The organism is Xanthomonas sp. SI, from assembly GCF_014236855.1.
Taxonomy (GTDB): Bacteria; Pseudomonadota; Gammaproteobacteria; order Xanthomonadales; family Xanthomonadaceae; genus Xanthomonas_A.
Genome location: NZ_CP051261.1, coordinates 4,252,404 through 4,278,418, shown reverse-complemented (window position 1 = coordinate 4,278,418; position 26,015 = coordinate 4,252,404). Strand labels below are relative to the sequence as shown.

Below are 26,015 nucleotides of genomic sequence, written 5' to 3'. Positions count from 1 at the left end.
TCGGTTACATAAGGTTTTCCACCGCAAGGATCCGATGCAATGCGAAATATCCGTTCCCTGACCCGTTCTCCTTCCGCCGCGCGCCAGTCGGGCATGAGCCTGCTGGAAATCATCATCGTCATCGTGCTGATCGGCGCGGTGCTGACCCTGGTCGGCAGCCGCGTGCTCGGCGGCGCCGATCGCGGCAAGGCCAACCTGGCCAAGTCGCAGATCCAGACCATGGCCGGCAAGATCGACAACTACCAGCTCGACACCGGCAAACTGCCGTCCAAGCTCGACGACCTGGTCGCCGCGCCGGGCGGCGTCAGCGGCTGGCTCGGCCCGTATGCCAAGCCCGCGGAGTTGAACGACCCGTGGGGCCACCCGATCGAGTACAAGGTGCCGGGCGACGGCAAGCCATTCGACCTGATCAGCTTGGGCAAGGACGGCCAGCCCGGCGGCACCAGCTACGACGCCGACATCAAGTACGAGTGATCCCTGCACCGTGATCCTGGCCCCTGCCGGCGTTCCCCAGCGCGGTGCGCACGCGTGCGTACCGCTGGCGCGCGCGCGCATGCGCGGCGTGTCGCTGCTGGAGATGCTGCTGGTGGTGGGGCTGATCGCGATCGCCGCGATGCTGGCGGCCTCGGTGCTGACCGGCGGCATCGACGGCATGCGCTTGCGCTCGTCGGCCAAGGAGATCGCCGCGCAACTGCGTTACACGCGGGCGCAGGCGATCGCCAGCGGCCAGCCGCAGCGTTTCCTGATCGATCCGCAGGCGCACCGCTGGCAGGCGCCCAACGGCCGTCACGGCGAGATTCCGCCGTCGCTGGAGATCCGCTTCAGCGGCGCGCGCGAGGCGCAGCGGCGCGAAGACGAAGGTGCGATCCAGTTCTTCGAGGACGGCGCTGCCACCGGCGGGCGCATCGAATTGTTGACCCGCAAGGCCAGCTGGCGCATCGACGTGGCCTGGCTGACCGGCGAGGTCAAGGTCGGGCGTCCGCCGCAGCAGGGCATGCCATGAAGGCGCAACGCGGCTACACGCTGATCGAGGTGATCGTGGCGTTCGCGCTGCTGGCGCTGGCGCTGACCCTGCTGCTCGGTTCGCTGTCCGGCGCCGCGCGCCAGGTCCAGCGCGCCGACCAGCTCAGCCGCGCCACGCTGTATGCGCAATCGGTGCTGGCCGCGCAAGGCGTGGAGCAGCCGTTGCAGCCGGGCCGCGAACAGGGCAGCTACGAGCAGGGCCATTACCGCTGGACCCTGGACGTGGCGCCGTACGTCGATGCGCGGCGCCCGCCGGACACGACCCTGACGCCGGGCGCGCCGACGCTGCTGCAACTGAACCTGCAGGTGCGCTGGGGCGATGCGCCGGCGCAGGCGCTGCAGTGGAAGACGCTGCGCCTGGTCAGCGCGCAGGGCAACGGGGTGCCGCAGTGAACCGCGCACCGCGCCGCGCCGCCGCGCGCGGCTTCACCCTGATCGAAGTGCTGCTGGCCACGGTGCTGCTGGTCGGCGGGCTGACCCTGGCCTTCGCCACGCTGCGCTCGGCTACGGCGATCAGCGGCCGCGGCGAGACCATCGCCGGGCGAAGCGAGCGCATGCGCGCGGTCGAGGGTTTCCTGCGCCGGCGCCTGAGTGGCGCGCAGGCGCTGGCGCTGGACATCGACAGCCGCACCCTGCAGCCGGTGCGCTTCGTCGGCGAACCGCAGCGCATGCAGTTCGTCGCCGATCTTCCCGATTACCTGGGCCGCGGCGGCCCCTACGTGCACGACCTCAGCGTCAGCGGCGATAGCGGCCGGCAGCGCCTGGCGATCGCGCTGGTGCAGGTACAGGCCGGCAAGCAGATCGCCGAAGAGAAGCCGCGCGCGCCCGAGCCGCTGGCCGATGGCCTGCGCCAGGTGCGCTTCCGCTACCGCGGCATCGATCCGGAGCGCGGCACGATCGGCCCCTGGCAGGAGCGCTGGGAGAAGACCGACCAGTTGCCGCTGCTGGTGTCGATCGAACTGAGCAGCGACGACGGCATGGTGTGGCCGCCGCTGGTGGTGGCGTTGCGCCAGGCCGGCGGCGCGGAGGCGCGGCAATGAGCGCGGCACCTCGGCAGGCGCGCGGCGCGGCGTTGGTGCTGGTGCTGTGGCTGATCGCGCTGCTGACCGCGCTGATCGGCGCGTTCGCGCTGACCGCGCGCACCGAAGGACTGCAAGGCAAGGTGCTGGGCGACGGCGCGGCGGCGCAGGAACGCGCCCGCGCCGGATTGGAGTACGCGCTGACCCGGCTCGCCGGCACGCCGACGCAGCCGGGCTGGCGCGCGGACGGGCGCCGCTACCGCTGGCAGTACGAAGACGCCACGGTCGACCTGCGGATCACCGACGAGAGCGGCAAGGTCGATCTGAACCTGGCCGACGCGCCGCTGCTGGCGGCGCTGGTGCGCGCGGTCGGCGGCGATCCGCAGCGCGCCGACCGCATCGCCGCGGCGATCGTGGACTGGCGCGACGCGGACAACCTCAGCCAGCCCAACGGCGGCGCCGAGGACTCGGACTACGCCGCCGCCGGGCTGCCGTACGGCGCCAAGGACGCGCCGTTCGAGAGCCTGGCCGAACTGCAACTGGTGCTGGGCATGGACGCGGATCTGTACGCCAAGCTGCTGCCGAACCTGACCCTGTACAGCGGGATTTCGCGCCCGGCGCCGGATTTCGCGCCGGCGCCGGTGCTGACCGCGCTCGGCCTGGATGCGCAGCAGGTGCTGGCGCAACGCGAGCGCAACGACCCGGCGCAGGCCGCGGCGATCGGCGGGGGCGGCGGCACCTACAGCATCGAAAGCCGCGCGCAATTGGCCGCGGGGCGCGCGGCGGTGCTGCGTGCCGTGGTCCGCCCAGGCTCGTCGGCGCTACCGGGCTCCGCCTACACTGTGCTGCGATGGGAAGAAGGATCGACCGTTCGATGACTGCGTGGCGGGACACGATGGACAAGCTCGGCGTGCGCATGGCGCCCGGTGCCGGCGGCTTGCTGGCCTGGTGGCAGCGTTCGCTGATGGCGTGGCTGCCGCCGCGCTGGCAGCTGCAATTGGGCTGGTCGCAGGCGCGGCTGCTGCTGTGGCGCGAGGGCGAACAGCTGTACGTCGCGCGCCAGATCGATGCCGAACTGGGCACGCCGCTGGCGTTGCCGTGGCCGCTGCTGCCGAGCGACCTGGAGGCCGTGCTCGGCCCGCGCCTGGCCGCATTGCCGCGGGTCTGGCTGCTGCCGGCGCAGTCCGCGCTGCAGCGCACGCTGCGCCTTCCGGCCGCGGCCGCCGAACACCTGCGCGACGTGGTCCGCTTCGAGATCGACCGGCAGACGCCGTTCCAGGCCGACCAGGTGGTCTACGACGTGCGCCTGGGCGCGCGCCGCGACGATGCGCAACTGGACGTCGAACTGGTGGTGGCGCCGCGCCGCGTGCTGGACGAATTGCACGCCAGCGCCGGCGCGCTGCGCCCGACCCTGGCCGGAGTCGATGTCGCGGGCGCCGACGGCGCGCCGCTGGGCGTGAACCTGCTGCCGCCGGAGCAGCGCCATCGCCGCGCCGATCCGATGCGGCGCTGGAACGCGATCCTGGCCGCGACCGCGTTGCTGGCGCTGTTCGCCGCCGGCTGGCAGCTGCTGGACAACCGCCGCGACGCGCTCGAGCAATTGCGCGCGCAAGTGGACAGCGGCGCGCAGCGCGCGCGTGGCGTGTCCGCGCAGCGCCAGCAGTTGGTCGACCTGGTCGAAGGCGCGGCCTTCTTCGACCAACTGCGCGCCGAGCGCCCGACCGCGCTGGAAATCTGGAACGAACTGAGCAAGCGCCTGCCCGAGGGCACCTACCTGGAAAAATTCTCGGTCGAGGGCGACCAGTTGCAGCTGATCGGCCTCAGCAGCGAGGCGTCCTCGCTGGTCGGGCGGCTGGAGGGCTCGCCGCTGTGGCGCACGCCGTCGCTGACCGGCGTGCTGCAGGCCGATCCGGGCAGCCACCGCGACCGCTTCACCCTGACCGCCGAACTGGCCGGAACCAAGCGCAAGGAGGCCGCCAATGCCGGTGCAGGTCGATAAGCGCGACCGTTGGCTGGCGCTGGGCCTGCTGCTGGCGGCGCTGGCGCTGGCCTATCTGCTGCTGGTGCATCCGTGGTGGACGGTGCCGATGCGCGAGGTCGAGGCGCAGATCCAGGAATTGCGCCAGCGCGAACTGCGCGTGCGCATGCAGTTGCAGCAGGCGCCGCAGGTGGCGCAGCGGCTGCAGCAGGCGCAACGCGACCTTGCCGCGCGCCCGGGCTTCCTGCGCGAGACCTCGGCCGAGCTGGCTTCGGCCGGGCTGGTGCAGCGCCTGGAAAGCGCGGTGGCCACCGCCAGCCCTGGCAACCGCAGCTGCGCGATCAGCAACCGTTCGCCGCTGGCCGCCGACAACCGCCGCGACCGCTTCACCCGCGTCGCGGTGCAGGTGCGGCTGCGCTGCGGCACGCCGGAACTGGCGGCGGTGCTGCACGCGCTGGAAAGCGGCACCCCGGCGTTGTTCGTGGACAACCTCAACGTGATGGCGCAGCGCTACCAGCTGTCGCCGGGCGAGAGCGGCAACGGCCTGGACGTGGCCTTCGAGCTGGCCGGCTATCTGCGCCCGAACGCGATGCTGCCGCCGGCCGCCGCCGCGGGCATGCCGCCTGGCATGCCACCGTCGCCGCCTGCGGGGACACCGCCCGGCGCGCCGGCGATGGACGCCGGCACGCCCGCCGGCCCCGGGCCGAGCGAGCCGCCCGCGCAGGCACCGCCTGCCATGCGCGATGCGGCCATGCCGCAGCCGCCGCAACAAGTGGAGGGCGCGCATGCGAATTGAAGCGATCGGCCTGCGCACCGTGTGGCTGGCGACGTTGGCGCTGTGGGGGCTGCTGATCTGGGCGCTGGGTCTGGCCGGCCTGGGCCAGCGCATCGTGCCGCTGCCCGACGATCCGAGCATGACCCAGCGCCTGCCGAGCTTGCCGGCGGCGTCCGCCGAGCGCCTCGGCGATTATTCGCGCTACGCCGAGATCGCCGCGCGTCCGGTGTTCGCCGAAGACCGCCGGCCGCATCCGTTCTTCCTCAGCGCCGACAACGGCCAGGGCGCCGCGCCGAGCGTGCGCCTGACCGGCGTGCTGCTCACCGACAGCTTCAAGATGGCCACGCTGACCACAGAGCAGGGCGAATCGCTGCGCCTGCAGGAAGGCCGCGACCCGGTGAAGGGTTGGCGCTTGCTGTCGCTGGAACCGCGCCGCGCGGTGGTCAGTGGCGGTAGCGGCACCCAGACCCTGGAGTTGCAGGTGTTCGACGGCAAGGGCGGCCAGCCGCCGACCGCGCTCGGCCAGGGCGCGCGGCCGCCGGGCATGCAGTCGGGGTCGGGGCCGCTACCGCCGCTACCGCCACCTGCCGCGCCTGCGGTCAACGCCCCGGTCAATCCCGTCGCCGCCACGCCGCAGGCGGGCGCCAACGGCACGCCGGCAACGCCAGCGCCAAGCGCACCGGCGGCCGCGCCGGCGCCGTCATCGGAGCAGTTGCAAGCCATCCGCGAACGTATCGAAGCCCGCCGCCGGCAGTTGCAGCAGCAGCGCCAGAACGGCACCCCCCCCGGCCAGAACCCTTGAAGAGTGATCGCATGACGCCGCGCTTGTTTTCCCTGTTCCTCGCGATCGGCCTGGTGGCCGGCTGCGCCACCACGCCCTCGCCGGACGTCCGCCGCGGCGCCGCGATCAATCCCAACGTCGGCGCCGCCGGCAGCACCAGCGCCACGACCGACGGAACCACCGGCACGGCCGATCCCAACGACGTGCCGGACCGCGTCGCCCCGGTGATCCGCCGCGGCAGCGGCACCATGATCAATTCCGGCGCCGCCGCCGCGCCGGCGCCGTCGCTGGGCAACGCCAGCAGCGGCAGCGCCACCTTCAACTTCGAAGGCGAGTCGGTGCATGCGGTGGTCAAGGCGATCCTTGGCGACATGCTCGGGCAGAACTACGTGATCGCGCCGGGCGTGCAGGGCACGGTGACCCTGGCCACGCCCAAGCCGGTGTCGCCGGCGCAGGCGCTGAACCTGCTGGAGATGGTGCTGGGCTGGAACAACGCGCGCATGGTCTACAGCGGCGGCCGCTACAACATCGTGCCTGCCGACCAGGCCCTGGCCGGCACAGTGGCGCCGAGCACCGCCTCGCCGGCCAGCGCGCGCGGCTTCGAGGTGCGGGTGGTGCCGCTGAAGTTCATCTCCGCCAGCGAAATGAAGAAGGTGCTGGAGCCGTACGCGCGGCCGAACGCGATCGTCGGCATCGACGGCTCGCGCAACGTCATCACCCTCGGCGGCACCCGCGCGGAACTGGAGAACTACCTGCGCACCGTGCAGATCTTCGACGTGGACTGGCTGTCGGGCATGTCGGTGGGTGTGTTCCCGATCCAGACGGGCAAGGCCGAGCAGGTCGCCGCCGACCTGGAAAAGGTGTTCGGCGAAAACAGCAAGACGCCCAGCGCCGGCATGTTCCGCTTCATGCCGCTGGAGAACGCCAACGCGGTGCTGGTGATCACCCCGCAGGCGCGCTACCTGGACCAGATCCAGGAGTGGCTGGACCGGATCGACAGCGCCGGCGGCGGCAGCCGGCTGTTCTCCTACGAACTGAAATACATCAAGGCCAAGGATCTGGCCGACCGCCTGGCCGAAGTGTTCGGCGCCGGCGGCAACCGTGGCGATTCCAACGCCTCGCTGATGCCGGGGACGCAGCTGAGCCAGATGGGCGGTGGCGGCCTCAACGGCAGCAGCGACGGCGGCCTGGGCGGCAGCGGCAGCCTCAACGGCAGCAGCGACAGCCTGTCTTCGAGCAGCGGCGGTTCCTCGTCCGGCAGCAGCAGCGGCGGTCTGGGCAACGGCAGCCTGCAACTGTCGCCGCGCACCTCCGGCAACGGCAGCGTGACCCTGGAAGTGCAGGGCGACAAGGTCGGCGTGTCGGCGGTGGAGGAGACCAACACCTTGCTGGTGCGCTCCACGCCGCAGTCGTGGCGCTCGATCCGCGACGTGGTCGAGAAGCTCGACGTGATGCCGATGCAGGTGCACATCGAGGCGCAGGTGGCTGAGGTCAGCCTGACCGGCGACCTGCAGTACGGCGTGAACTGGTTCTTCGAGAATTCGGTCAACGCCTCCGCCGACGGCAACGTGGCCAACAGCACCGGGCTCGGCGTCGGCGGCGGCCTGCCCAGCGCCGCCGGGCGCAACATCTGGGGCGATATCGCCGGCAAGGTCGGCGGCAGCGGCCTGGGCTGGACCTTCCTCGGCAAGAACGCCGCGGCGGTGATCAGCGCGCTGGACAAGGTCACCAATCTCAAGCTGCTGCAGACCCCGTCGGTGTTCGTGCGCAACAACGCCGAGGCCACGCTCAACGTGGGCACGCGCATCCCGATCAACTCGACCTCGATCAACACCGGCATCGGCACCGACAGCACCTACTCGTCGGTGCAATACATCGATACCGGCGTGATCCTGAAGGTGCGTCCGCGGGTGACCAAGGACGGCATGGTGTTCCTGGACATCGTGCAGGAAGTCAGCACGCCCGGCGCGCGTCCGGCGGCGTGCACCTCGGGCACCTCCACCGTGGCCAACAGCGCGTCCTGCAACGTGGACATCAACACGCGCCGGGTCAAGACCGAGGCGGCGGTGCAGAGCGGCGACACCATCATGCTGGCCGGCCTGATCAACGACAGCACCACCGACGGCAGCGCCGGCGTGCCGCTGCTGAGCAAGCTGCCGGTGGTCGGCGCGCTGTTCGGGCAGAAGACGCAGCAGAAGAACCGCAACGAAGTGATCGTGCTGCTGACTCCGACCATCGTGCGCAACCCGCAGGAAGCGCGCAATCTCACCGACGAGTACGGGCAGAAGTTCAAGTCGATGCAGCCGTTGCCGGCCTCGGGCAAGAAGTAAGCGCTGGTGACCCTGCCCATCGTGCTGCTGCCGGTCGGCGTCGACGACGCCGCGCTGGACGCATGCCTGGGCGCGCTTGAGGCGCACACTCCGGCCGGCACCCGCGTGTGGCTGGCCGACGACGCGCAGGCCGGGCCGCGCGGGCAGCGCGTGGTCGAGGCCTGGCTGGCGCATACCCGCCTGCAGGCCGACTACACCCGGCGCCCGCGCATGCTCGGCGAGGTCGCGCACCTGGACGAAATGCTGCGCGCCTGCGCCGCCGCCGACGTGGTGGTGCTGGCCGCGGACGCGCAGCCGTTGCCCGGCTGGCTGCTGCAACTGAGCGCGTGCCTGGCGCGCGATGCGGCCATCGCCAGCGCCACGCCATGGAGCAATGCCGGTGAAGCCTGCGCCTGGCCGCGGCTGGGCGAGATCAATCCGCTGCCCGACGATTGCGAGCGCCTGGCACGTGCCTGCGCGGCGCTGCCGCCGGAGCATCCGGAACTGCCGTCGGCGGTGTGCCACGCGGTGGCCCTGCGCGGTGCGGCGCGGCAGCGCGCCGGCGGCCTGGACGCGAGCAGTTACGGTTCCTGGTACGCGGCGCTGATCGACCTGTCGCTGCGCATGGCCGGACTCGGCTGGCGCAACGTGCTGTGCGAGACCGCCTACGTGGCGCGCAGCGGCGAAGGCCGCGCCGCCGATGGCGACATGGACGCGCTGGCCACGCGCTGGCCGGCGTGGCACGCGCGCCTGGCCGGCTTCCTGATGCACGATCCGCTGCGCGCGCGCCGCGAGGACCTGCAGCGCCTGTACGCCGACCTGCCGCCGCCGGACCCGCAGCGCGCGCTGTTCGACGCCTAGCGCGCGATACCTGTAGGAGCGGCTTCAGCCGCGACAAGTTGCCGGCAATCTGTCGCGGCTGAAGCCGCTCCTACAGGCGCATATTCGCTTTGCTTCCGCCAAGGCGCAGGCCGGCCTCACTTGGGCGGCGCCTGCACTTCCACCGTCACTTCCTACGTGGCGCGCAGCGGCGAAGGCCGCGCCGCCGACGGCGACATGGACGCGCTGGCCACGCGCTGGCCGGCCTGGCACGCGCGCCTGGCCGGTTTCCTGATGCACGATCCGCTGCGTGCGCGCCGCGAGGACCTGCAGCGTCTGTACGCCGACCTGCCGCCGCCGGACCCGCAGCGCGCGCTGTTCGACGCCTAGCGCACGATACCTGTAGGAGCGGCTTCAGCCGCGACAAGTTGCCGGCAATCTGTCGCGGCTGAAGCCGCTCCTACAGGCGCATGTTCGCCGTGCTTCGGCCAAGGCGCAGGCCGGCCTCACTCGGGCGGCGCCTGCACTTCCACCGTCACTTCCAGCACGTCGTGGCGCCAGGACTCGATGTCGAATTCCACTGCGCGGCCGTCGGCGGCGTAGCTCACCCGCTGCAGCCGGAAGCACGGCGTGCCGGCGGTGGACTGCAGCAGCGCGGCCTGCTCGGCGACCAGCGTGGCCGGATACATCGACAGCCGGCTGCGCGCCTGGCGCAATCCGAGCCGTTGTCCCAGCACGGCGCTGAGTGAGCCGGCCAGGTCGTGATCGAGCAGGCTCGGCGCCCACGCGGCGAGAATCGCATTGGTCTCCAGCAGCACCGCGCGGCGGCCGATCCAGCGCCGGCGCTGCAGCACGAACACGTCGGCCTGCGTATCGTCCAGTTCCAGGTGCCGCGCCAGCGTCGCGCCGGCCGGCTGGCGGCGCGCGCCGAGCAGTTCGGTGCGCGGCGTGCCGCCTTGCGCGGCGACGTACTGCATGAAGCCGGCGATGCTGGTGGGATCGTGACGCACGCGCGCGGCGCTGACGAACCAGCCGCGCCGGTTCTCGCGGTAGATGTAGCCTTCCGATTCCAGTTGCTGCAGCGCCTCGCGCAAGGTGATGCGGGTGCAGCCGAACAGCGCGGCCAGTTCGCGCTCCACCGGCAGGCGCTGGTCCGCGGCCCATTCGCCGCCGACGATGCGCGCGAGCAGTGCATCGACGATGCGCTGGCCGAAGCCGGCGGCGGGATTCAACGGCGTGGGCATGGGGTCTCCGTGGCGGTGCTGCACTTTTCTTGCCCATGGTCGCAGGCAGCGAAACTCGTGGGAGCGACTGCAGTCTCAGCAGGCCTCGCTTGCAACGCCTGCCGCGGCGAATGGCACGAAGCCACCCGCAGTCGCTTGCACAACACTCCGCTCACTGCACATGCCCGGGATCGAGAATGCTCCAGCATAGCGATGCCGCGTGCGCTCGTGGCACCGCGGCGCGACCGGCACGCCGGGCTACCGCAGGCTGACGTGAATCGTCTGCGCCTCTTGCGTGCCGGTCACGACCATCGTTCCGGCCTGCTCGCCAACGCCGGCCTGCGTCGATCGCGGCGCAGACGGATGCCCCGGCTCATGACGACGGCTGCGCGGCGGCGGCGCGCCGCAGGTCCGCCCGCCACAGCCGCAGGCCGTAGATCGCCAGCACCACGAAGCCGGCGTATAGCGCCGCGGTGGGATACAGCCCCTTGTAGACGAAGACGCCGACGTAGAGGCAGTCGAGCACGATCCACAGGGTCCAGTTGGCGATGCGCTTGCGTGCCGCCCAGAAGCTGGCGACCAGGCTGAAGGCGGACAGTGCCGCGTCCAGCCACGGCAGGGCGGCATCGGTATGGCGATGCATCAGCCAGCCCAGCGACAGCGCGCCGGCGGCGCCGGCCAGCAGCGACAGCGCCGCTTCGCGCCGCGGCAGCGGGCCGACCTGGACCTTGCCGTGGTCCAGCCGGCCCTGGCTCCAGCGCCACCAGCCGTAGCCCTGCAGGAACACGTAGACGCCTTGCAGCAGCATGTCCGAATACAGCTTCCATTGGTAGAACAGCCACGCGTACAGCAGCACCGCGACAACGTTGACCGGCCAGCACCAGCGCACGCGGCGCGCGGTCAGCCACACGCCGAGTACATTGACTAGTACCGCGAGAAGTTCGAGGGGGGACATAGTTGGAAGGCCGGGATTAGGGATTGGAGATTAGGGATTGGAGATGTTCCGCGAGCGCGAAGCAATGCGCTCGTTTGTGGGAGCGGCTTCAACCGCGACAGGCTTCCCAGGGAACTCCTGTCGCGGCCAAGGCCACTCCTAAGACAGTGACGCTCCGTGTCCTGTGCTTGGCCTTTACGAATCCCCAATCCCGATTCCCCAATCCCGGCCCTCAAAAATCGAACTGCAGCGCCAGCCGTGCCGTGCGCGGCGCGCCCAGGAACAGATAGTCGTCGCCCATGTAGTCGCCGACGTCGCGCCAGTAGCGCTTGTCGGTCAGGTTGTCCACGCTCAGCCGCAGCGTGGTCGGCACCGTGCCCAGCCGCGTCGCGTAGCGCGCGCCCAGGTTGTAGACGGTATAGCCGCCGACGGCGACGCGGCCGCTGCGGTCGGCGTACTTGGCGCCGCTGTACTGCGCGCCGCCCAGCAGCGCCAGGCCGCTCGCCCCGGGCACGTCCCAGCTGGCCTGGGCGCTGGCGCGCAGCCTGGGCACGTTCAAGGCCTGGTGGTCTTCGTAGGCCGGTGTGCCGGTGTCCTCGGCGCGCGCGCGGATGCCGGCGACGCTGGCCTGCAGGTGCAGGCGCTCGCCGATCGTGCCGTCGGCCGACAGTTCGATGCCGCGGTTGTGCAGGCGGCCCTGCTGCAGGTACAGGAAACTGCCGTCGGCCTGCGGCTGCGCGTACTGGTAGGCCTGGCGGATGTCGAACACGGCCGCGCCCAGCGCCAGGCCGTCGCGCTCGTATTTCAGGCCGGCTTCGGTCTGATAGGCGCTGGTCGGGGCGAGGATCGCGTCGGCGTTGCTGGCGAACCACGACGCGGTGCCGCCCGGCGCCAGGCCCTTGGCGAAACTGGCATACAGCGACAGCGTGTCCTGCGGCTTGAACAGCAGCGCCGCCTGCGGCAGCAACTCCGAGCGGCGGGTGTGGCGGGTCAGCACGCCGTCGCGGTCCCAGGCGCGCTCGTCGTAGCGCACCTGGCGCGCGCCCAGCAGCAGCTGCCAGGCCTCGCCGATGCCGATGCGGTCGCTGGCCAGCAGCGATTGCTGGGTGCTGTCCAGGCGCCGGCGCTTGGGGCCGAGTTCGGCATCGGTCTGGGCCAGCAGCGGCGGATCGGCATCGATGTTGCCACTGCCGATCAATTCGTTGATCGAGCCATGCTGATCGATGGTGCGCTGCAGGTAGTCCACGCCGATGTTGAGCTGGTGCTGCAGTGCGCCGGTGGTGAAGCTGCCGGATACGGTCGCCTGCACCTGGTCGTTGCGGCGCGTGTCGTCGGGACTGCGGTAGTCGTAGAGGTCGTAGTCGCCTTCGCGGCTGAAGTAGTTTGGGATCGCGTCGCTGGCGCAGCTGGCCGCGCCGTAGCAGCCCCAGGCGAAGCTGGAATAGTCGTCGATCACCGCGCGGCTGTGCGCGGCCGCCAGTTGCGCGCGCCAAGTGTCGTTGAAGCGGTATTGGTAGCGCAGCTGGGCATTGAGCGAGTCGATGCCGACCGGCTTGGACCAGGGCTGGTAGCCCAGCAGCCGGTGCACCGACACGTCGCCGGGTACGCGCTCGCCGCCGAGCAATTGATAGCCGGGCACCGAGCGCTGTTGCCGCTCCTGGTATTCCACGTCGAGCTGCAGCGTCGATTGCGGATCGATGTTCCAGTCCGCGGCCAGCGACAGGAAATTGCGGTGGCCGTCGGCGTGCTCGACGTAGCTACGGATGTCTTCGTGTGCGGCGTTGACGCGCAGTCCGAACTGGCGGTTGCGGCCGAACCAGTCGCCGAGGTCCGCCGCGGCGTAGCGGCCGCCGTCGTCGTCGGCGCCGAGCGTCAGCATGCGCACCTGTTGCGGGCGCTTGGTCGTGTAGTCGATCACGCCGGCCGGCTCGGTGAGCCCGGACTGCAGCCCGGACAGGCCCTTGAGCACCTGCACCTGCTGCTTGTTCTCCAGCGCCACGTTCTGCTCGCCGGTGACGGTCAGGCCGTTGATGCGGTAGCTGTTGGCGGCGTTGAGCGAATAGCCGCGCACCACGAAATTCTCGTAGTAGCCGATCGGCGCATAGCTGTCGCCGACCGAGGCGTCGGCGCGCAGCACTTCGCTGAGCACGCGCACCTGGCGGTCGTCCAGCTGCGTGCGGTCGATCACCGCGATCGAGGCGGGCGTGTCCAGCAGCGCGGCGTCGCCGTAGCCGCCCAGCGCGGAGCGGTTGCGCGGTTGCTCGCCCTGCACGTTGACCGCGTCCAGCTCGACAGGTGTCTGCGTGTCCGCATCGACGGCGCGTGCCGGTGCGGCGGTGGCGGCCAGCGCCAACGCCAGGGCGAGCGGCGCGAGTGCGGGGAAGGCATGGGACATGGGAGAACCTCTAAGCGGAAGTCGGAACGGAAAAGACGGATGCCGCTGCGCGCGGGCAACGGCGGAGGCGAGGGCAGACGCGATGCCGGCAGAGCGACCTGACATGCGCGCGCAATGGGCGCGCCGGCGCGCGCGGCAGCGAACGCAAGACGCTCATCGCGCCGCGTCCGCGTGCCACTGCAACCGCCGCAGCAGGCGCTGGCCTTCCTCGCCGCCGAACCAGTCGGCATGGCCGAGCAGGTAGCGACGATAGGCGATCTCGGCATTCGCGTCGGAGCCGGTGATGCCGGCGAAATAGTCGATCTCGGCCAGCGCGAAGTCGGCATGCACGATCGGCAACAGCGCAGCCAGCAGGCGCAGCTGCGCCGCGTCCAGCGGCAGCAGCTGCGCGTAGCCGTGCAGCAACGCGTCGAGTTGATCGAGGTCGGCGGGCGCGCGGCCGCCGGCGTCCAGCTCCAGCCACGGCACCAGGTTGCGCTCGATCGCGGTGGCCAGATCGAACAGCGCGAAAGTACGGTCGGCCAGGCCGAAATCGAACACCGCGCTGACCGCGCTGGTCGCGCCGTGGCCTTGCCACAGCAGGTTGGAGGCGTGCCAGTCGCCATGCGTCCACAGCGGCGGCGCCGGTGTTTGCAGTAGCGGCCAGGCGCGCGCGTGCCACGGCAGCAGATGCCGGCGCAGGTCGCCGCGCCAGTCGCGCCGCTGCAGCCAGGCGGCCAGTGCCGGCCGCTCGCACAGGTCCTGCTGCAGCGCCTGCAGCGGATCGGCGCTGCCGAACAGGCGCAGGTTGGCGACCAACTGGGTGGTGCTGCGCGGCGCCGCCGTGTAGCCGGCCGCGGCCCGGTGCAGCAGGGCGAGTGCGCGCCCGGCGGCCTGCGCATGGGCGGTGTCGGCGAAGGGCAGCCACGAGGCCGTGTCGCGGTACAGGTCCTCGCCCGTGGCGGCGCGCTGCACTTCGTAGGTCCAGTCGCCGAGCGCGATCGCGCTGGCGCCATCGGGCGCGCGCAGCAGCACCGGCACCGGCATGCCGCGCGCGCGCAGGTGCTCGATGAAGCGGTGCTCCTCGCCCAGCGTGCGTGCATCGCGCAGGCTGCGGTGATGGCGCTTGACGAACAGCGTGCCCACGGCGCTGTCGACCTCGGCCGCGGCGGAGAATGGGCGCGGGCTGTGCCAGCGCAAGGCGCGGACCGTGTCGGGCAGGCCCATGTGCCGCAACAGCGCGTCCACCTCGTCGTTGCGCAGCGGCGGCCAGTCCGCCGCGGCCGGGGCCAGGCTCATGCCGTGCATCTGGTGCGCGCTCATCGGGCCTGTCCCGGCGGCGTGGACGCACCCATGGCGTCGCAATGGCGCGATGCTTCGCGTCTTTTGGAAGTTGGTCTAGACCAGGGATGCTGGGGTTTGCGGCGGCGGCCGACGGCGACATCGGTCGAAAAGCGGCGACGCTGCCGGGCCATCGGCATGCACGGCCGCCAGCGAACTGGGCGACCGATGCGTATCGATCCTGGCGGCAGCGCGCGGTAGTGGGCGCTAGCCGTCATCTACACCGCGCAAGGCATGGAACCGGAGATTCTACCGCGTCGGCGCGGCGCCACGCCGCAGAATCGCCGCGCGCGAACGCCGGCCAGCTGCGATGCCTTCTGCGCGCGCGGCTTTGCCCGGATAATCGGTGCATGAGCGAACAGCAGATGGCCGTGGTGGTGGTGACCTACGAGAGCGGCAGCACCATCGACGCCTGCCTGCAGCGGCTGCGCGCGGCGACGGACGTCGCCCAGATCCGCGTGGTCGACAACGCCTCGCGCGACGACACCCTGGCGATCGTGCAGCGCCACGCGCTGGAGGATCGGCGTGTGCGCTTCGTCGCCAACCCCGACAATCCCGGTTTCGCCAGCGCCTGCAACCAGGGCGCGGCGGCCAGCGATGCGCCGTGGCTGGCGTTCGTCAATCCGGACCTGATGGTGGAGGCCGACACGCTGGCGCTGCTGCGCGCGCAGGTCGCCGCGCTCGGCGACGCGCTGCTCGGGGTGGAGCAAGTCGACGAGCATGGCCGCGCCGACGCCGCGGTGCGCCGCCGCGATCCGGACTTCGCGGCGATGCTGCGGCATCCGCTGGCCGGTTCGCGGCTGGCGGTGACGGTGGATCCGGCGCAGCCGCTGCAGCGCGTGGACGCGATCTCCGGCGCGCTGATGCTGCTGCCGCGGGCGCTGTTCGACCGCATCGGCGGCTGGGACGCCGGCTACCGCCTGCATGCCGAGGACCTGGACCTGTGCCGCCGCGCGCGCCAGGCCGGGGCCACCGTGGCGGTGTTCAACCGCCTGCGCGTGCTGCACGTGCGCGGCGTTTCCAGCCGCAAGCGGCCCTGGTTCGTGGAATGGCACAAACACCGTGGGCTGTGGCGCTATTTCCGCAAGTTCGAGGCGCCGGCGCGCACCGCGCCGGTGCGTGCGGCGGTGTGGGCGGTGATCTGGCTGCACGCCTGGGTGACCTTCGCCAGGCTGTGCTGGCGCCGTCCTGGCTGAACGCAGCACCAGGCTGGTGCGTGCGCTGTCGCAGGCTGTATGCGTGATGAGCAGTTCATTTATCGCGTGATTTGAATCACATAGGAAAGGTGCTACGTTCCTGTCGCGATTCCGCTACGGAATCGTTTCCTGCTCCCTGTTCCAGGGGCCCCCTCCAGGAAACAATTGCGATGAACCAGTCGTACGGCGAGCGTCTGCGCTCGTGGTCGCGCCTATGCGCGGCTCCCTCTTCCGTGGCCGGCGCTGGCCGCGCCCGGCACCGACCTGCCCGGCGCGCACGCAGGCTGTCGACGCTGGCGCTGGGCCTGGCCGCATTGGCGGCCGGTCCGTGTTTCGCCGGTGCCTGGGTGCAGGACGACGGCGCCGCGCTGGCGATCCTCAAGGCCAGCCATAGCGACGGCGGCGCGGTCTACAACAGCCACGGCCAGGACCAGAACTTCCCCGATGCCGGACGCAGCCGCCAGGACCAACTGAATCTCTACGCCGAGTACGGCCTGAGCGCGGACCTGACCCTGGTCGGCAACTTCTATTTCGACAAGGTCGGCTATCGCAACGACAGCGGCTACGGCAACCAGCACACCACCGGCTGGGCCGACCAGGAAGTCGGCCTACGCTACCGCCTTGACCCGGACGGCCGCGACGGCCCCTGGCAGGGCGCGCTGCAGGTGCTGGCGCTGATCCCCGGCTACAGCCGCCAGGGCGCCGACGACCGCGACCATCCGGCGCTGGGGCAGGGCGACTACGGCGCCGAACTGCGCTACAGCGTCGGCCGCGGCTATCGGGCCGGCAACCTCGACGGCTACGTGGACCTCGGCGCGGCGGTACGCCTGCGCGGCGGCGACTCGGCCGACGAGGCGCGGGTGGACATCAGCAGCGGCCTGGCGCTGGCGCCGCGCTGGATGCTGATCGGCGAACTCAACGTGATCCAGGGCCTGGGCAACGGCAATGGTCCCAACCCGGTGTACGCGCCCGGCACTCCGATCCGCGGCAACAACTACGACCTGACCAAGCTGCAGGCCTCGCTGCTGCACACGCTGCCCGGCGGCACCCAGTTGCAGCTCGGCTACCAGCAGCCGGTGGCCGGACGCAACACCGGCGGCGCCGGCGGCCCGTTCGTCGCCGCCTGGTGGCGGTTCTGACGGTGGCGGCGGTGAATCCTCCGGCGCCGACCGGCATGGCCGCCGACGCGATCGGTCCGCTCGGCAGCGTGCCCGAGCCGCGCGGTTGGCAGAGTCCGATCGGCACTGCGCTGGTCGAAGCCGGGGTCATCGACGCGGCGCAGTTGCAGGAGGCGCTGGCGCTGCAGGCGCGCTGGCGTTCGCGCCTGGGCGACGTGGTGCTGGCCCAGCGCGGGGTCACCGCGCTGCGCTTCTACACGGTGCTGTCGGCGCATTTCGGGCTGAACTTCGTCAACCTGCTGCAGCAGCCGATCGACCCGGCGCTGTTCGAGCCGGCGCGTCTGGCCGACTACGCGCAGCGCCTGGTGCTGCCGTGGCGGATGGAAGAGGGCCGGCTGGTGCTGGCGGTGGCCGATCCCGGCCCGGAGACCTTCGCCTGGGCGCGCAACCAGTACGGCGCGGACGTGCGCTTCGTCGGCACTTCCAAGTTCGATGTCGTCTGGGGCCTGCAGCAGCAGGCCGATGCGCAGCTCACCCACGACGCGCTGAACCTGCTCGCCGAACACGCGCCGGAGCATTCGGCCAAGCAGGTGGTCACCCGCAAGCAGGTGGTGTCGCTGTGCACGGTGGCGGTGCTGTCGCTGCTGGCGCTGGCGATCTGGCCGGTGCCGAGCCTGATCGCGCTCAACAGCGTGGTCGGCATCGCCTTCGTGGCCACGTTCGCGCTGAAGTTCGCGCTGGCCTGGCTGGGCGCGCGGCGCCGCATCGAGATCAAGGTCACCGACGCGGAAGTGGCCGCGCTCAGCGACGAGGATCTGCCGGTGTATACGGTGCTGGTGCCGATGTACAAGGAGCCGGACGTGTTGCCGATCCTGGCCAACGCGCTGCGCCGGCTCGACTACCCGACCTCCAAGCTGGACGTGAAGCTGGTGCTGGAGGCCGACGACACCGAGACCATCGAGGCGGCCAAGGCGCTGGGCCTGGAGGCGTTCTTCGAGATCATCCGGGTGCCGCCGTCGCAGCCCAAGACCAAGCCGAAGGCGTGCAACTACGCGCTGCAGTTCGCGCGCGGGCAGATGCTTACCATCTACGACGCCGAGGACAAGCCGGAGCCGGATCAGCTCAAGCGCGCGGTCGCCGCGTTCCGCAAGTCGCCGGCCGACGTGGCCTGCATCCAGGCGCGGCTGAACTACTACAACGCCGACGAGAACTGGCTCACGCGCATGTTCACGCTGGAATACACGCTGTGGTTCGATTTCTACCTGCCGGCGCTGGAAACCCTGCGCATCCCGATCCCGCTGGGCGGCACCTCCAACCATTTCCGCCTGGACATCCTGCGCAAGGTACGCGCCTGGGACCCGTACAACGTCACCGAGGACGCGGACCTGGGCGTGCGCCTGACCCAGCAGGGCTACCGGGTCAGCGTGGTCAACTCGACCACGTTCGAGGAAGCCAACGTCAGCATTCCCAACTGGATCCGGCAGCGCTCGCGCTGGCTCAAGGGCTACATGCAGACCTGGCTGGTGCACATGCGCGATCCGGTGCAGCTGTACCGCTCGGTCGGTTTCCGCGGCTTCTGGGGCTTCCAGTTCTTCGTCGGCGGCACCTTCTTCACCGCGCTGATCGCCCCGCCGATGTGGCTGATCTACGGCATCTGGGCGCTGACCGACACGCATGCGTTCAATCCGTTCTTCCCGCCCGCGCTGCTGTACCTGAGCCTGCTCAACCTGCTGCTGGGCAACGGCTTCCTGATCTACATGACCTTGCTGGCGGCGTTCAAGCGCGACTACTTCCGGCTGGCGCCGTATGCGCTGACCGTGCCGCTGTACTGGCTGCTGCAGTCGGTCGCCGCCTACAAGGGCCTGTGGCAGCTCATCCACAATCCGTTCTACTGGGAAAAGACCACCCATGGCATCAGCAAGCACATGGCCGAAGAGCGCCGCGCCGCACTCGACGACTGACACGCCGCGGCGCCCGCGCGGCGTCGCGGTGTTCGTGGTCACCGCCGCGCTGCTGGCGCTGCTGTGCCAGCGCTTGCTCGCGCACGGCTACATGAGCGACGACGCGATGGCGCAGTACGCCAAGCTGCTGCTGTTGCGCGACGCGGCCGGTTTCCGCACCGAATACCTGGGCTTCCTGTACGCGCAGGCCTCGCTGTACCTGGGCCTGCTGATCGGCGGCGTGCCGGGGCTGTCCACGCCGTTGCTGCCGTACCTGGTGGACGTGCTGGCCGGCGCGGCGATGGTGACCCTGCTGTGGCGCGACCTCGCCGCGGGCCTGGGCCGCGCCTGGGCCTGGGGCCTGTGCGCGGCGCTGGTGCTGCAGCCGTTCTTCCTGTGGCCGACGCTGTCGGGCAACAACCAGGGCCTGGGCCTGCTGGTGTTCTACCTGACCTGCCGCGCGCTGCGCCATTTCCGCGACGATCCGGAAGCCTTCGCCTACCTGCGCCTGGCGCTGGGCCTGTGCCTGCTGTTCTTCGTCGACGAGCGCGCCTGCTTCTTGGCCGTGGCGATGGCGCCGTGGCTGGGCCTGATCGCGCCGCAGGGCATGCTGCGGCGTGCGCCGCTGTCGTTCTACCTGGTGTGCTATCTGCCGTTCCTGTTCGCGGTCGCGACCTGGATGTATCTGAACTATCTGTTCTTCGGCGATGCCTTGCTGTTCGTGCGCGACCAGCATTCGGCGTTCCGCGGCAGCTACGCGCAGGCCGCGCTGCAGCCGTGGCTGCAGCAGGCCATGGCGCGGCCGTGGTGGCCGCCGCTGTACCTGGCGCTGGCCGGGCTGGTCACCACGCCGCTGCTGTTGCTGGTGCGGCGCACGCGCCTGAGCAACACCTGGCGCTGGGTGCTGGTGGCGACGGTCACCGTGATCGGCGCCGGCACGCTGGCGGCATGGGCGCGCTTCAGCGCGCAGCCGCTGGATTTCCTGGCGCTGATGGTGGTACCGGCGGCGCTGCTGCTGGGCGACCTGCGCCGCGACCTGCGCTGGCCGGCGTTGGCGCTGCTGCTGTTGGGTGGCGTCGCCAGCGGCTGGGTCATCGCGCAGACCGCCGCCTCGACCACCCGCGACTGGGCGACGGCCTTGCGCGCGCCGGTGGCGCCGCGGCATCCGGACGAAGCGCGGCTGGGCGCCTGGCTGGCCGAGGCGCGGCTGCCGACCCTGCTCGACGATCGCGCCGGCTACGCGGTGATCGTGGCGCGCGGCGATGCGCAGGGCCTGATCCTGCCGTTCGACCCGCGCTTCAAGCGCGCGCTGGACGACCCGCGGCAGATGCCGGCGCAGGTGGTGGTGGCCGACCCGGCGAGCCAGGCCGGGGTCCTGGACAGCGTCAACCGGCGCCTGCCGCAGCTGTGGCGACAGGGCCTGCCGGGCTACAGTCTGGTCTACCGACAAGGGTCCTACCGGGTATGGCGTCGATCGCCTTGAGGTGGCTGCTGGGCATGTTGTTCGCGATGAGCGTATGCGGCTGCGGCGCGGCCACGCCCGCGGCCGCGCCGTGGATGGGCGCCAACGTCAAGGTGTCGGCGCAGGCGCCGTGGGGCAGCGACGCGGCGCAGCGCTCGCTGCAGCAGTTGGCCGATGCCGGCGCGCAGCGCGCGCTGCTGGTCGCCTTCGTCTGGCAGGCCACGCCGCAGTCCGACGATCCGGTGCTGGGCAGCGACAGCAGCGTGGAACAGGTGCGCGCCGGGCTGCGGCAGATGCGCGCGGCCGGCCTGCAGCCGGTGCTGAAGGTGCATTTGTGGATCCCCGGCCATTGGGCCGGCGACGCCGCGCCGGCGGATCGCGCGGCCTGGTTCGGCGCCTACCAGCGCGCGCTGCTGCAACTGGCGCAGGTCGCCACCGACGAGCGGGCGGAGGCCTTGATCGTCGGCACCGAATTGCGCGGCCTGCAGGACGCGCCGCAGTGGCCGGCGCTGGTGGCGGCAGTGCGCCAGGTCTATCGCGGTCCGCTCGGCTATGTGGCCGACGGCCTGGAGCAGGCCGAGCGGTTCGGCTACTGGGAACGCTTCGATTTCGTCGGCACCAGCCTGTATCCGGCGCTGTCGGCGGTGCCGGCGCAGCGCTTGACGCAGATGCGCGCCGCGGCGGCGCGGGTGCAGGCCTTGGGTACGCGCAGCGGACGCCCGGTGTGGGTGGCGGAACTGGGCCTGCGCTCGGCGCGCGGCAGCCTGGCCGCGCCCTGGGAGAGTCCCGAGCAACGCCGCGCCGCGGTGGATACCGCGCTGCAGGCGCAGGTGCTGCAGGACTGGCGCCGCGTACTGGGCGAGCAGCGCATCGCCGGCATCGCGCTGTGGTGCTGGTACACCGATCCGGATGCCGGCGGCGCGCACGACAGCGATTTCACCGTGCAGCACAAGCCGGCGCAGGCGGTGCTGGCGCGCAGCGCCGCGCACTGACGCTTCTGTAGGAGCGGCTTCAGCCGCGACAGACATCATCCGGTAAGACCCGGTCGCGGCTGAAGCCGCTCCTACAGGGGTGGAGGCGGGAGCCGGCGACACGCTGGGCGCATAATCGCGCGATGATCATCGATTCGCTGCTCGACACCGACCTCTACAAGTTCACGATGATGCAGGCGGTGCTGCATCAGCATCCCGGCGCGCAGGTGGAATACCGCTTCAAGTGCCGCACGCCGGGCATCGATCTGGCGCAGTTCCTGGGGCAGATCTCCGACGAGATCGACGCGCTGTGCACGCTGCGCTTTCGCGCCGAGGAGCTGGACTACCTGCGCGGCCTGCGCTTCATCAAGCCGGACTTCGCCGATTTCCTCGGGCTGTTCCATCTGGACCGCAAGTACCTGCAGCTGCAGGCCTCGGCCACGGTGCCGGGCGAGATCGAACTGCGCATCCGCGGGCCGTGGCTGCACACCATCCTGTTCGAGGTGCCGCTGCTGGCGATCGTCAACGAGGTCTGGTTCCGCAACAGCGGCGGCGACCATCATGCCGAGGGCCTGCGCCGGCTGCAGGCCAAGATCGCGCTGTTGCGCGACAGCAGCGGCTACGGCGGCTGCGCGATCGCCGACTACGGCACCCGCCGCCGCTATTCGCGGGCCTGGCACGGCGAGCTGTTGCCGGTGCTGCAGCAGACCCTGGGCGCGCAGTTCGTCGGCACCAGCAACGTGTATTTCGCGCATCGCTACGGGCTGACCCCGCTGGGCACGATGGCTCACGAATACCTGCAGGCGTTCCAGGCGCTGGGTCCGCGGCTGCGCGATTCGCAGGCCGCGGCGCTGGAGTCGTGGGCGCGCGAATACCGCGGCGACCTCGGCATCGCCCTGTCCGACGTGGTCGGGCTGGACGCCTTCCTGCGCGATTTCGATCCCTACTTCTGCAAGCTGTTCGACGGCATGCGCCACGATTCCGGCGACCCGTTCGAATGGGGCGAGCGCGTGCTGGCGCACCTGCAGCGGCAGCGGGTGGACCCGCGCGGCAAGGTCCTGGTGTTCAGCGACGGCCTGGACATCGACAAGGTGATGCGGCTGTACGCGCATTTCCAGGGCCGCTGCATGCTCGCCTTCGGCGTCGGCACCAATCTCACCAACGACCTGGGGCCGGCCCCGCTGCAGATCGTGATCAAGATGGTCCGCTGCAACGGCCAGCCGGTGGCCAAGCTCAGCGACTCGCCAGGCAAGAACCTGTGCGACGACCCGGCGTACCTGGCCTATCTGCGCCAGGTCTTTGACGTGGCCGCCGATCCCGCATAGTGGGACGTGTGCCTGCCTCGCTGCGGCCGGTTGCGACGAAAATGGCAGCGAGGATTCGGTTGTAGGGACTTTGCTGTGGCGCAGCAGTGGGCTACCATTGGCGCTGAAAGTGAGAACTGTGTCGCATTAGTGGCAGCGGCTGCCATCTTGGCATCGTGCTTGCTGGATACCCTTGCCAGGCGCTCGTCGCGTCATTTTTCCATCAGAGGCAGCACCGAATGAGCTCTCCCGAGCTGCAGACGCATTTCCGCACCCAGGCCTGTTCGCGGCAGTGGCGCGGCTTTCTGCGCGCCTTGGCCCAGGAGTTCGCGGCGGAGCTGTCGACGGAGGACCTGGGGTTGCTGATGGCGCGGATCGGGCGTCGCTTCGCCGGCGAGCATCCGATCGGGGCCTGCGCCACGCTGGACGAGCTGCAGGCCGGGGTCAACCGGGTCTGGGACCGCATGGAGTGGGGATATGCGCGCTTCGAGGAGCAGGCCGACCGGGTCGACCTGGCCCACGTCGGCTCGCCGTTGCAGATCGCCCTGGCCGGGGAGACGGCCGGAGCGGATGGATTCCTGGAAGGGGTGTACCACGCCTGGTTCGAGCAGGCCGGCATGTTGGCGGGTCTGGGGATCCGCGCGGTGCCGGCCGTCGAAGAGGATGTCCGCCGTTTCGTGCTGTGCCGGGTCGCCTGAGCGGGCCATCCGATTCCACCGGCTACAAAAAATCATCTTAGGGGGTGATCGATGTCCAAGAAAACCGACCATGCGGGCGCCGATGCGGCCGACGACATTTCCAGCCTGTTCGCCAAGCTCGGCAGCCAGGGCGCCAGCGCGTACCAGGATTTTTCCGGGGCGCGGCTGAGCGCGCCGGAGCCTGCCGCCGCCGAACCGCCGGCTGCCGCGGCGTTGCCGCCTGCCGCTGCACCGGCGCCGACGCTGTCGGTGGTGCGTGCGCCGGCCGAGCCCAGGCTGGCGGCAGCGCCGCCTGCCGTCCGGCCGCTCGCGGCCGAACCGGCGCGCGCGCCGCTGGCCAAGCCCGCGCTGCCGGAGCCTGCGCCGGCCAGCACGGCCACGCCGCTGACCCGGTTGTTCCAGCGCCTGCTCGACAGCGACAGCGCGCGCGCAGCGGCGCCCGATAGCCCGCTCAAGCGTTTCCAGAACCGCTGATCCGCGCGCGGCCGCTGCGCCGCGCATCGTCGTCCTGTCGCCGCGCGGAGGGGAAAACGCGCGCCGGCTTCGCCCCCTTTTCGTTAGGAATCGCTGATGAGCGCTGCGTCCGCATCGCGTACCGGTCAACCCATGCACACACTGGCCACCTGGTCGCTGTGGGCGCTGGGCGCCTTGTTGTTGGTGTTCGTGGTCGCCATTCCGATGGACGTGCCGCAGCAGATGCTGTTCTCGCTGGTGGTGTTCGCCGCGGCGATGCTGTTGCGCCGCAGCGGCAGCCGGCTCGCCGTGCTGGTGATGATGTCGCTGTCGCTGGCGATGTCCTCGCGCTACATCTGGTGGCGCATCACCCAGACCATGGGGGTGAGCAGCGTGGTCGATCTGAGCCTGGGCCTGGGCCTGCTGCTGGCCGAGGTGTACGCCTTCACGATCCTGGTGCTGGGCTACTTCCAGGTGCTGTGGCCGCTCAACCGGCGTCCGGTGCCGCTGCCCGCCGACCAGAGCCAATGGCCGACGGTGGACCTGTTCATTCCCACCTACAACGAGCCACTGTCGGTGGTGCGCTCCACCATCCTGGCCGCCAGCGTGATGGATTGGCCGGCGGACAAGCTCAACATCTATCTGCTCGACGACGGCCGCCGCGAGGAGTTCCGCGAGTTCTGCGTGCAGGCCGGCATCCACTACGTCACCCGCACCAACAACTTCCACGCCAAGGCCGGCAACATCAACGCCGCGTTGAAGAAGTCCAGCGGCGAGTACGTGGCGATCTTCGATTGCGACCACATCCCGACCCGCTCGTTCCTGCAGGTGGCGATGGGCTGGTTCCTGCGCGACCGCATGCTGGCGGTGGTGCAGATGCCGCATTACTTCTTCTCCGCCGATCCGTTCGAGCGCAATCTCGGCAACCACGGCAAGGTGCCCAACGAGGGCGAGCTGTTCTACGGCCTGCTGCAGGACGGCAACGACCAGTGGGACGCGACCTTCTTCTGCGGTTCGTGCGCGGTGATCAAGCGCAAGCCGCTGGAGGAAATCGGCGGGGTGGCGGTGGAAACCGTCACCGAGGATGCGCACACCGCGCTGAAGCTGCATCGGCGCGGCTACCGCAGCGCCTACATCACCGTGCCGCAGGCCGCCGGCCTGGCTACCGAGAGCCTGTCCGGCCACGTCGCCCAGCGCATCCGCTGGGCGCGCGGCATGGCGCAGATCGCGCGGCTGGACAACCCGCTGCTCGGCAAGGGCCTGCGCCTGTCGCAGCGGCTGTGCTACGCCAACGCGATGCTGCACTTCTTCTACGGGCTGCCGCGCATCATCTACCTGACCGCGCCGCTGGCCTTCCTGTTCTTCGGCGCGCACGTGATCCACGCGTCGGCGCTGATGATCCTGGCCTACGCGTTGCCGCACATCATGCAGGCCAACCTGACCAACCTGCGCACCCAGGGCAAGTTCCGCCATCTGCTGTGGAACGAGGTCTACGAGACCACGCTGGCCTGGTACATCCTGCGCCCGACCCTGGTGGCGCTGTTCAATCCCAAGCTCGGCAAGTTCAACGTCACCCCCAAGGGCGGGCTGGTCACGCGCAGCTATTTCGACCGGCAGATCGCCAAGCCCTACCTGTTCCTGCTGGTGCTGAACCTGGCCGGCCTGGCCGCCGGCGCGATGCGCCTGGTCTACACCGACGCCACCGGCGAAGCGCAGACGATCTGGTTCAACCTGGCCTGGACCGTCTACAACGTGCTGCTGCTCGGCGCCACCATCGCCACCGCCAGCGAGATGCGCCAGGTGCGCCGCTCGCACCGCGTGCCGCTGGACATCCCGGCCACGCTGTACCTGCCCGATGGCCAGGAACTGGCCTGCCGCACGGTCAACTTCTCCACCGGTGGCATGGCCCTGAACCTGGTCGAGACGGCGCCGGTGGAGCCGGATACGCTGGTCGACGTGGGCCTGTCGCACCGCAATGTCGAACGGCGCCTGCCGGCGATCGTGCGCCACGACCGCGACGGACACATCAGCGTGCAGTTCCGCGCCATGTCGATCGAACAGGAGCGCTGGCTGGTCGCCTGCACCTTCGCCCGCGCCGACATCTGGGTGTCGCAGTGGGGCCGTCACGACCGCGACAATTTCTGGAAATCGATGGGCCAGGTGTTCGCGGCGAGCATGCGCGGCTTCCAGCGCCTGGGCCAGCATGTCGGCGACAGCGTGCGCGGCGGCTTCCGTTCGCGTCCGGCCGGCGAGGAATCCGCGCCGTGAGCCGCATTCCCCCGTCTTTCCTTTCCTCT

General features: G+C 70.5%; 23 protein-coding genes and 1 pseudogene. 20 read left to right on the top strand and 4 right to left on the bottom strand.

The features are described 5' to 3' along the window. Nucleotides 1–39: 39 nt before the first annotated feature. The 11 genes and pseudogenes from gspG to HEP75_RS18045 form a co-directional block, all read left to right on the top strand. The gene (gspG, locus tag HEP75_RS18095; protein WP_185813971.1) at nt 40–474 is read left to right on the top strand and encodes a type II secretion system major pseudopilin GspG; all 435 of its coding nucleotides are present in this window, start codon (nt 40–42) and stop codon (nt 472–474) included. A gap of 79 nt (nt 475–553) precedes the next feature. Then, nucleotides 554–1,003 carry a GspH/FimT family pseudopilin gene (locus HEP75_RS18090; protein ID WP_255424115.1) on the top strand — a complete coding sequence of 150 codons (450 nt, stop codon included), beginning with the start codon at nt 554–556 and terminating at the stop codon, nt 1,001–1,003. Further along, nucleotides 1,000–1,416, top strand: a complete 417-nt coding sequence (locus HEP75_RS18085; protein WP_185824435.1) for a prepilin-type N-terminal cleavage/methylation domain-containing protein — start codon at nt 1,000–1,002, stop codon at nt 1,414–1,416. The genes HEP75_RS18090 and HEP75_RS18085 overlap by 4 nt, the downstream gene beginning before the upstream one ends. Then, nucleotides 1,413–2,063, top strand: coding sequence for a type II secretion system protein J (locus HEP75_RS18080; RefSeq protein ID WP_185813968.1), 651 nt, complete (start codon nt 1,413–1,415; stop codon nt 2,061–2,063). Before HEP75_RS18085 ends, HEP75_RS18080 begins: the two co-directional genes overlap by 4 nt. Beyond that, on the top strand, nt 2,060–2,920 hold the full coding sequence (locus tag HEP75_RS18075) for a type II secretion system protein GspK (RefSeq protein ID WP_185824434.1): 861 nt from the start codon (nt 2,060–2,062) through the stop codon (nt 2,918–2,920). The genes HEP75_RS18080 and HEP75_RS18075 overlap by 4 nt, the downstream gene beginning before the upstream one ends. After that, a complete protein-coding gene (locus HEP75_RS18070) occupies nt 2,917–4,041 on the top strand; it encodes a PilN domain-containing protein (RefSeq protein WP_185824433.1) in 1,125 nt (374 codons plus the stop codon). Before HEP75_RS18075 ends, HEP75_RS18070 begins: the two co-directional genes overlap by 4 nt. Further along, nucleotides 4,022–4,816, top strand: a complete 795-nt coding sequence (gene gspM / locus HEP75_RS18065; protein ID WP_185824432.1) for a type II secretion system protein GspM — start codon at nt 4,022–4,024, stop codon at nt 4,814–4,816. The genes HEP75_RS18070 and gspM overlap by 20 nt, the downstream gene beginning before the upstream one ends. Then, nucleotides 4,806–5,597: a type II secretion system protein XpsN gene (xpsN, locus tag HEP75_RS18060; protein WP_185824431.1), complete on the top strand. Its 792-nt coding sequence runs from the start codon at nt 4,806–4,808 to the stop codon at nt 5,595–5,597. The genes gspM and xpsN overlap by 11 nt, the downstream gene beginning before the upstream one ends. Before the next feature lie 11 nt (nt 5,598–5,608). Further along, nucleotides 5,609–7,906 (top strand): type II secretion system secretin GspD, encoded by a 2,298-nt coding sequence (gene gspD / locus HEP75_RS18055; protein WP_185824430.1) that lies wholly within the window; start codon nt 5,609–5,611, stop codon nt 7,904–7,906. 6 nt (nt 7,907–7,912) lie between these two features. After that, nucleotides 7,913–8,746 (top strand): glycosyltransferase, encoded by an 834-nt coding sequence (locus HEP75_RS18050; protein WP_185824429.1) that lies wholly within the window; start codon nt 7,913–7,915, stop codon nt 8,744–8,746. A 147-nt stretch (nt 8,747–8,893) separates the two neighbouring features. After that, nucleotides 8,894–9,094: pseudogene (locus tag HEP75_RS18045) on the top strand (glycosyltransferase); the annotation flags it as partial. 116 nt (nt 9,095–9,210) lie between these two features. Here the strand turns inward: HEP75_RS18045 and HEP75_RS18040 are convergent. The 4 genes from HEP75_RS18040 to HEP75_RS18025 all read right to left on the bottom strand — a co-directional run bounded on the left by HEP75_RS18040 (nt 9,211) and on the right by HEP75_RS18025 (nt 14,558). Further along, nucleotides 9,211–9,948, bottom strand: a complete 738-nt coding sequence (locus tag HEP75_RS18040; protein WP_185824428.1) for a UTRA domain-containing protein — start codon at nt 9,946–9,948, stop codon at nt 9,211–9,213. A gap of 352 nt (nt 9,949–10,300) precedes the next feature. Next, nucleotides 10,301–10,882, bottom strand: a complete 582-nt coding sequence (gene pnuC / locus HEP75_RS18035; RefSeq protein WP_185824427.1) for a nicotinamide riboside transporter PnuC — start codon at nt 10,880–10,882, stop codon at nt 10,301–10,303. Between the two features lie 211 nt (nt 10,883–11,093). After that, complete coding sequence (locus tag HEP75_RS18030) at nt 11,094–13,256, bottom strand: TonB-dependent receptor (protein ID WP_185824426.1); 2,163 nt, start codon at nt 13,254–13,256, stop codon at nt 11,094–11,096. A gap of 153 nt (nt 13,257–13,409) precedes the next feature. Continuing rightward, nucleotides 13,410–14,558: a phosphotransferase gene (locus HEP75_RS18025; RefSeq protein ID WP_185824425.1), complete on the bottom strand. Its 1,149-nt coding sequence runs from the start codon at nt 14,556–14,558 to the stop codon at nt 13,410–13,412. Between the two features lie 368 nt (nt 14,559–14,926). Between HEP75_RS18025 and HEP75_RS18020 the strand changes: the two genes are divergently transcribed. The 9 genes from HEP75_RS18020 to bcsA all read left to right on the top strand — a co-directional run bounded on the left by HEP75_RS18020 (nt 14,927) and on the right by bcsA (nt 25,986). Beyond that, the gene (locus HEP75_RS18020) at nt 14,927–15,772 is read left to right on the top strand and encodes a glycosyltransferase family 2 protein (protein ID WP_185824424.1); all 846 of its coding nucleotides are present in this window, start codon (nt 14,927–14,929) and stop codon (nt 15,770–15,772) included. 170 nt (nt 15,773–15,942) lie between these two features. Beyond that, nucleotides 15,943–16,911, top strand: a complete 969-nt coding sequence (locus tag HEP75_RS18015; RefSeq protein ID WP_185821020.1) for a hypothetical protein — start codon at nt 15,943–15,945, stop codon at nt 16,909–16,911. Between the two features lie 35 nt (nt 16,912–16,946). Then, a complete protein-coding gene (locus HEP75_RS18010) occupies nt 16,947–18,851 on the top strand; it encodes a glycosyltransferase family 2 protein (RefSeq protein WP_185826646.1) in 1,905 nt (634 codons plus the stop codon). After that, nucleotides 18,799–20,313, top strand: coding sequence for a hypothetical protein (locus HEP75_RS18005; protein WP_185813955.1), 1,515 nt, complete (start codon nt 18,799–18,801; stop codon nt 20,311–20,313). The genes HEP75_RS18010 and HEP75_RS18005 overlap by 53 nt, the downstream gene beginning before the upstream one ends. Nucleotides 20,314–20,327: 14 nt before the next feature. Further along, nucleotides 20,328–21,284: a glycosidase-like protein gene (locus HEP75_RS18000; RefSeq protein ID WP_185826647.1), complete on the top strand. Its 957-nt coding sequence runs from the start codon at nt 20,328–20,330 to the stop codon at nt 21,282–21,284. Between the two features lie 122 nt (nt 21,285–21,406). After that, nucleotides 21,407–22,588, top strand: a complete 1,182-nt coding sequence (gene pncB / locus HEP75_RS17995; protein WP_185824423.1) for a nicotinate phosphoribosyltransferase — start codon at nt 21,407–21,409, stop codon at nt 22,586–22,588. Between the two features lie 218 nt (nt 22,589–22,806). Beyond that, the gene (locus HEP75_RS17990; protein ID WP_185821017.1) at nt 22,807–23,265 is read left to right on the top strand and encodes a cellulose biosynthesis protein BcsD; all 459 of its coding nucleotides are present in this window, start codon (nt 22,807–22,809) and stop codon (nt 23,263–23,265) included. A gap of 51 nt (nt 23,266–23,316) precedes the next feature. Continuing rightward, nucleotides 23,317–23,739: a hypothetical protein gene (locus HEP75_RS17985; protein ID WP_185824422.1), complete on the top strand. Its 423-nt coding sequence runs from the start codon at nt 23,317–23,319 to the stop codon at nt 23,737–23,739. Nucleotides 23,740–23,835: 96 nt separating this feature from the next. Beyond that, nucleotides 23,836–25,986: a UDP-forming cellulose synthase catalytic subunit gene (bcsA, locus tag HEP75_RS17980; RefSeq protein ID WP_185824421.1), complete on the top strand. Its 2,151-nt coding sequence runs from the start codon at nt 23,836–23,838 to the stop codon at nt 25,984–25,986. Nucleotides 25,987–26,015 lie beyond the last annotated feature (29 nt).

Bases quoted from the DNA above. Each gene is read 5' to 3' on its own strand.
- HEP75_RS18090 (WP_255424115.1), top strand. From the start codon at position 554: ATGCGCGGCGTGTCGCTGCTGGAGATGCTGCTGGTGGTGGGGCTGATC.
- HEP75_RS18005 (WP_185813955.1), top strand. From the start codon at position 18,799: ATGGCATCAGCAAGCACATGGCCGAAGAGCGCCGCGCCGCACTCGACG.
- HEP75_RS18040 (WP_185824428.1), bottom strand. From the start codon at position 9,948: ATGCCCACGCCGTTGAATCCCGCCGCCGGCTTCGGCCAGCGCATCGTC.
- HEP75_RS18010 (WP_185826646.1), top strand. From the start codon at position 16,947: ATGGCCGCCGACGCGATCGGTCCGCTCGGCAGCGTGCCCGAGCCGCGC.
- HEP75_RS18030 (WP_185824426.1), bottom strand. From the start codon at position 13,256: ATGTCCCATGCCTTCCCCGCACTCGCGCCGCTCGCCCTGGCGTTGGCG.
- pnuC (WP_185824427.1), bottom strand. From the start codon at position 10,882: ATGTCCCCCCTCGAACTTCTCGCGGTACTAGTCAATGTACTCGGCGTG.
- gspG (WP_185813971.1), top strand. From the start codon at position 40: ATGCGAAATATCCGTTCCCTGACCCGTTCTCCTTCCGCCGCGCGCCAG.
- gspM (WP_185824432.1), top strand. From the start codon at position 4,022: ATGCCGGTGCAGGTCGATAAGCGCGACCGTTGGCTGGCGCTGGGCCTG.
- gspD (WP_185824430.1), top strand. From the start codon at position 5,609: ATGACGCCGCGCTTGTTTTCCCTGTTCCTCGCGATCGGCCTGGTGGCC.
- bcsA (WP_185824421.1), top strand. From the start codon at position 23,836: ATGAGCGCTGCGTCCGCATCGCGTACCGGTCAACCCATGCACACACTG.
- HEP75_RS18015 (WP_185821020.1), top strand. From the start codon at position 15,943: ATGAACCAGTCGTACGGCGAGCGTCTGCGCTCGTGGTCGCGCCTATGC.
- HEP75_RS18075 (WP_185824434.1), top strand. From the start codon at position 2,060: ATGAGCGCGGCACCTCGGCAGGCGCGCGGCGCGGCGTTGGTGCTGGTG.
- HEP75_RS18000 (WP_185826647.1), top strand. From the start codon at position 20,328: ATGTTGTTCGCGATGAGCGTATGCGGCTGCGGCGCGGCCACGCCCGCG.
- xpsN (WP_185824431.1), top strand. From the start codon at position 4,806: ATGCGAATTGAAGCGATCGGCCTGCGCACCGTGTGGCTGGCGACGTTG.
- HEP75_RS17990 (WP_185821017.1), top strand. From the start codon at position 22,807: ATGAGCTCTCCCGAGCTGCAGACGCATTTCCGCACCCAGGCCTGTTCG.
- HEP75_RS17985 (WP_185824422.1), top strand. From the start codon at position 23,317: ATGTCCAAGAAAACCGACCATGCGGGCGCCGATGCGGCCGACGACATT.
- HEP75_RS18025 (WP_185824425.1), bottom strand. From the start codon at position 14,558: ATGAGCGCGCACCAGATGCACGGCATGAGCCTGGCCCCGGCCGCGGCG.
- pncB (WP_185824423.1), top strand. From the start codon at position 21,407: ATGATCATCGATTCGCTGCTCGACACCGACCTCTACAAGTTCACGATG.
- HEP75_RS18020 (WP_185824424.1), top strand. From the start codon at position 14,927: ATGAGCGAACAGCAGATGGCCGTGGTGGTGGTGACCTACGAGAGCGGC.
- HEP75_RS18085 (WP_185824435.1), top strand. From the start codon at position 1,000: ATGAAGGCGCAACGCGGCTACACGCTGATCGAGGTGATCGTGGCGTTC.
- HEP75_RS18070 (WP_185824433.1), top strand. From the start codon at position 2,917: ATGACTGCGTGGCGGGACACGATGGACAAGCTCGGCGTGCGCATGGCG.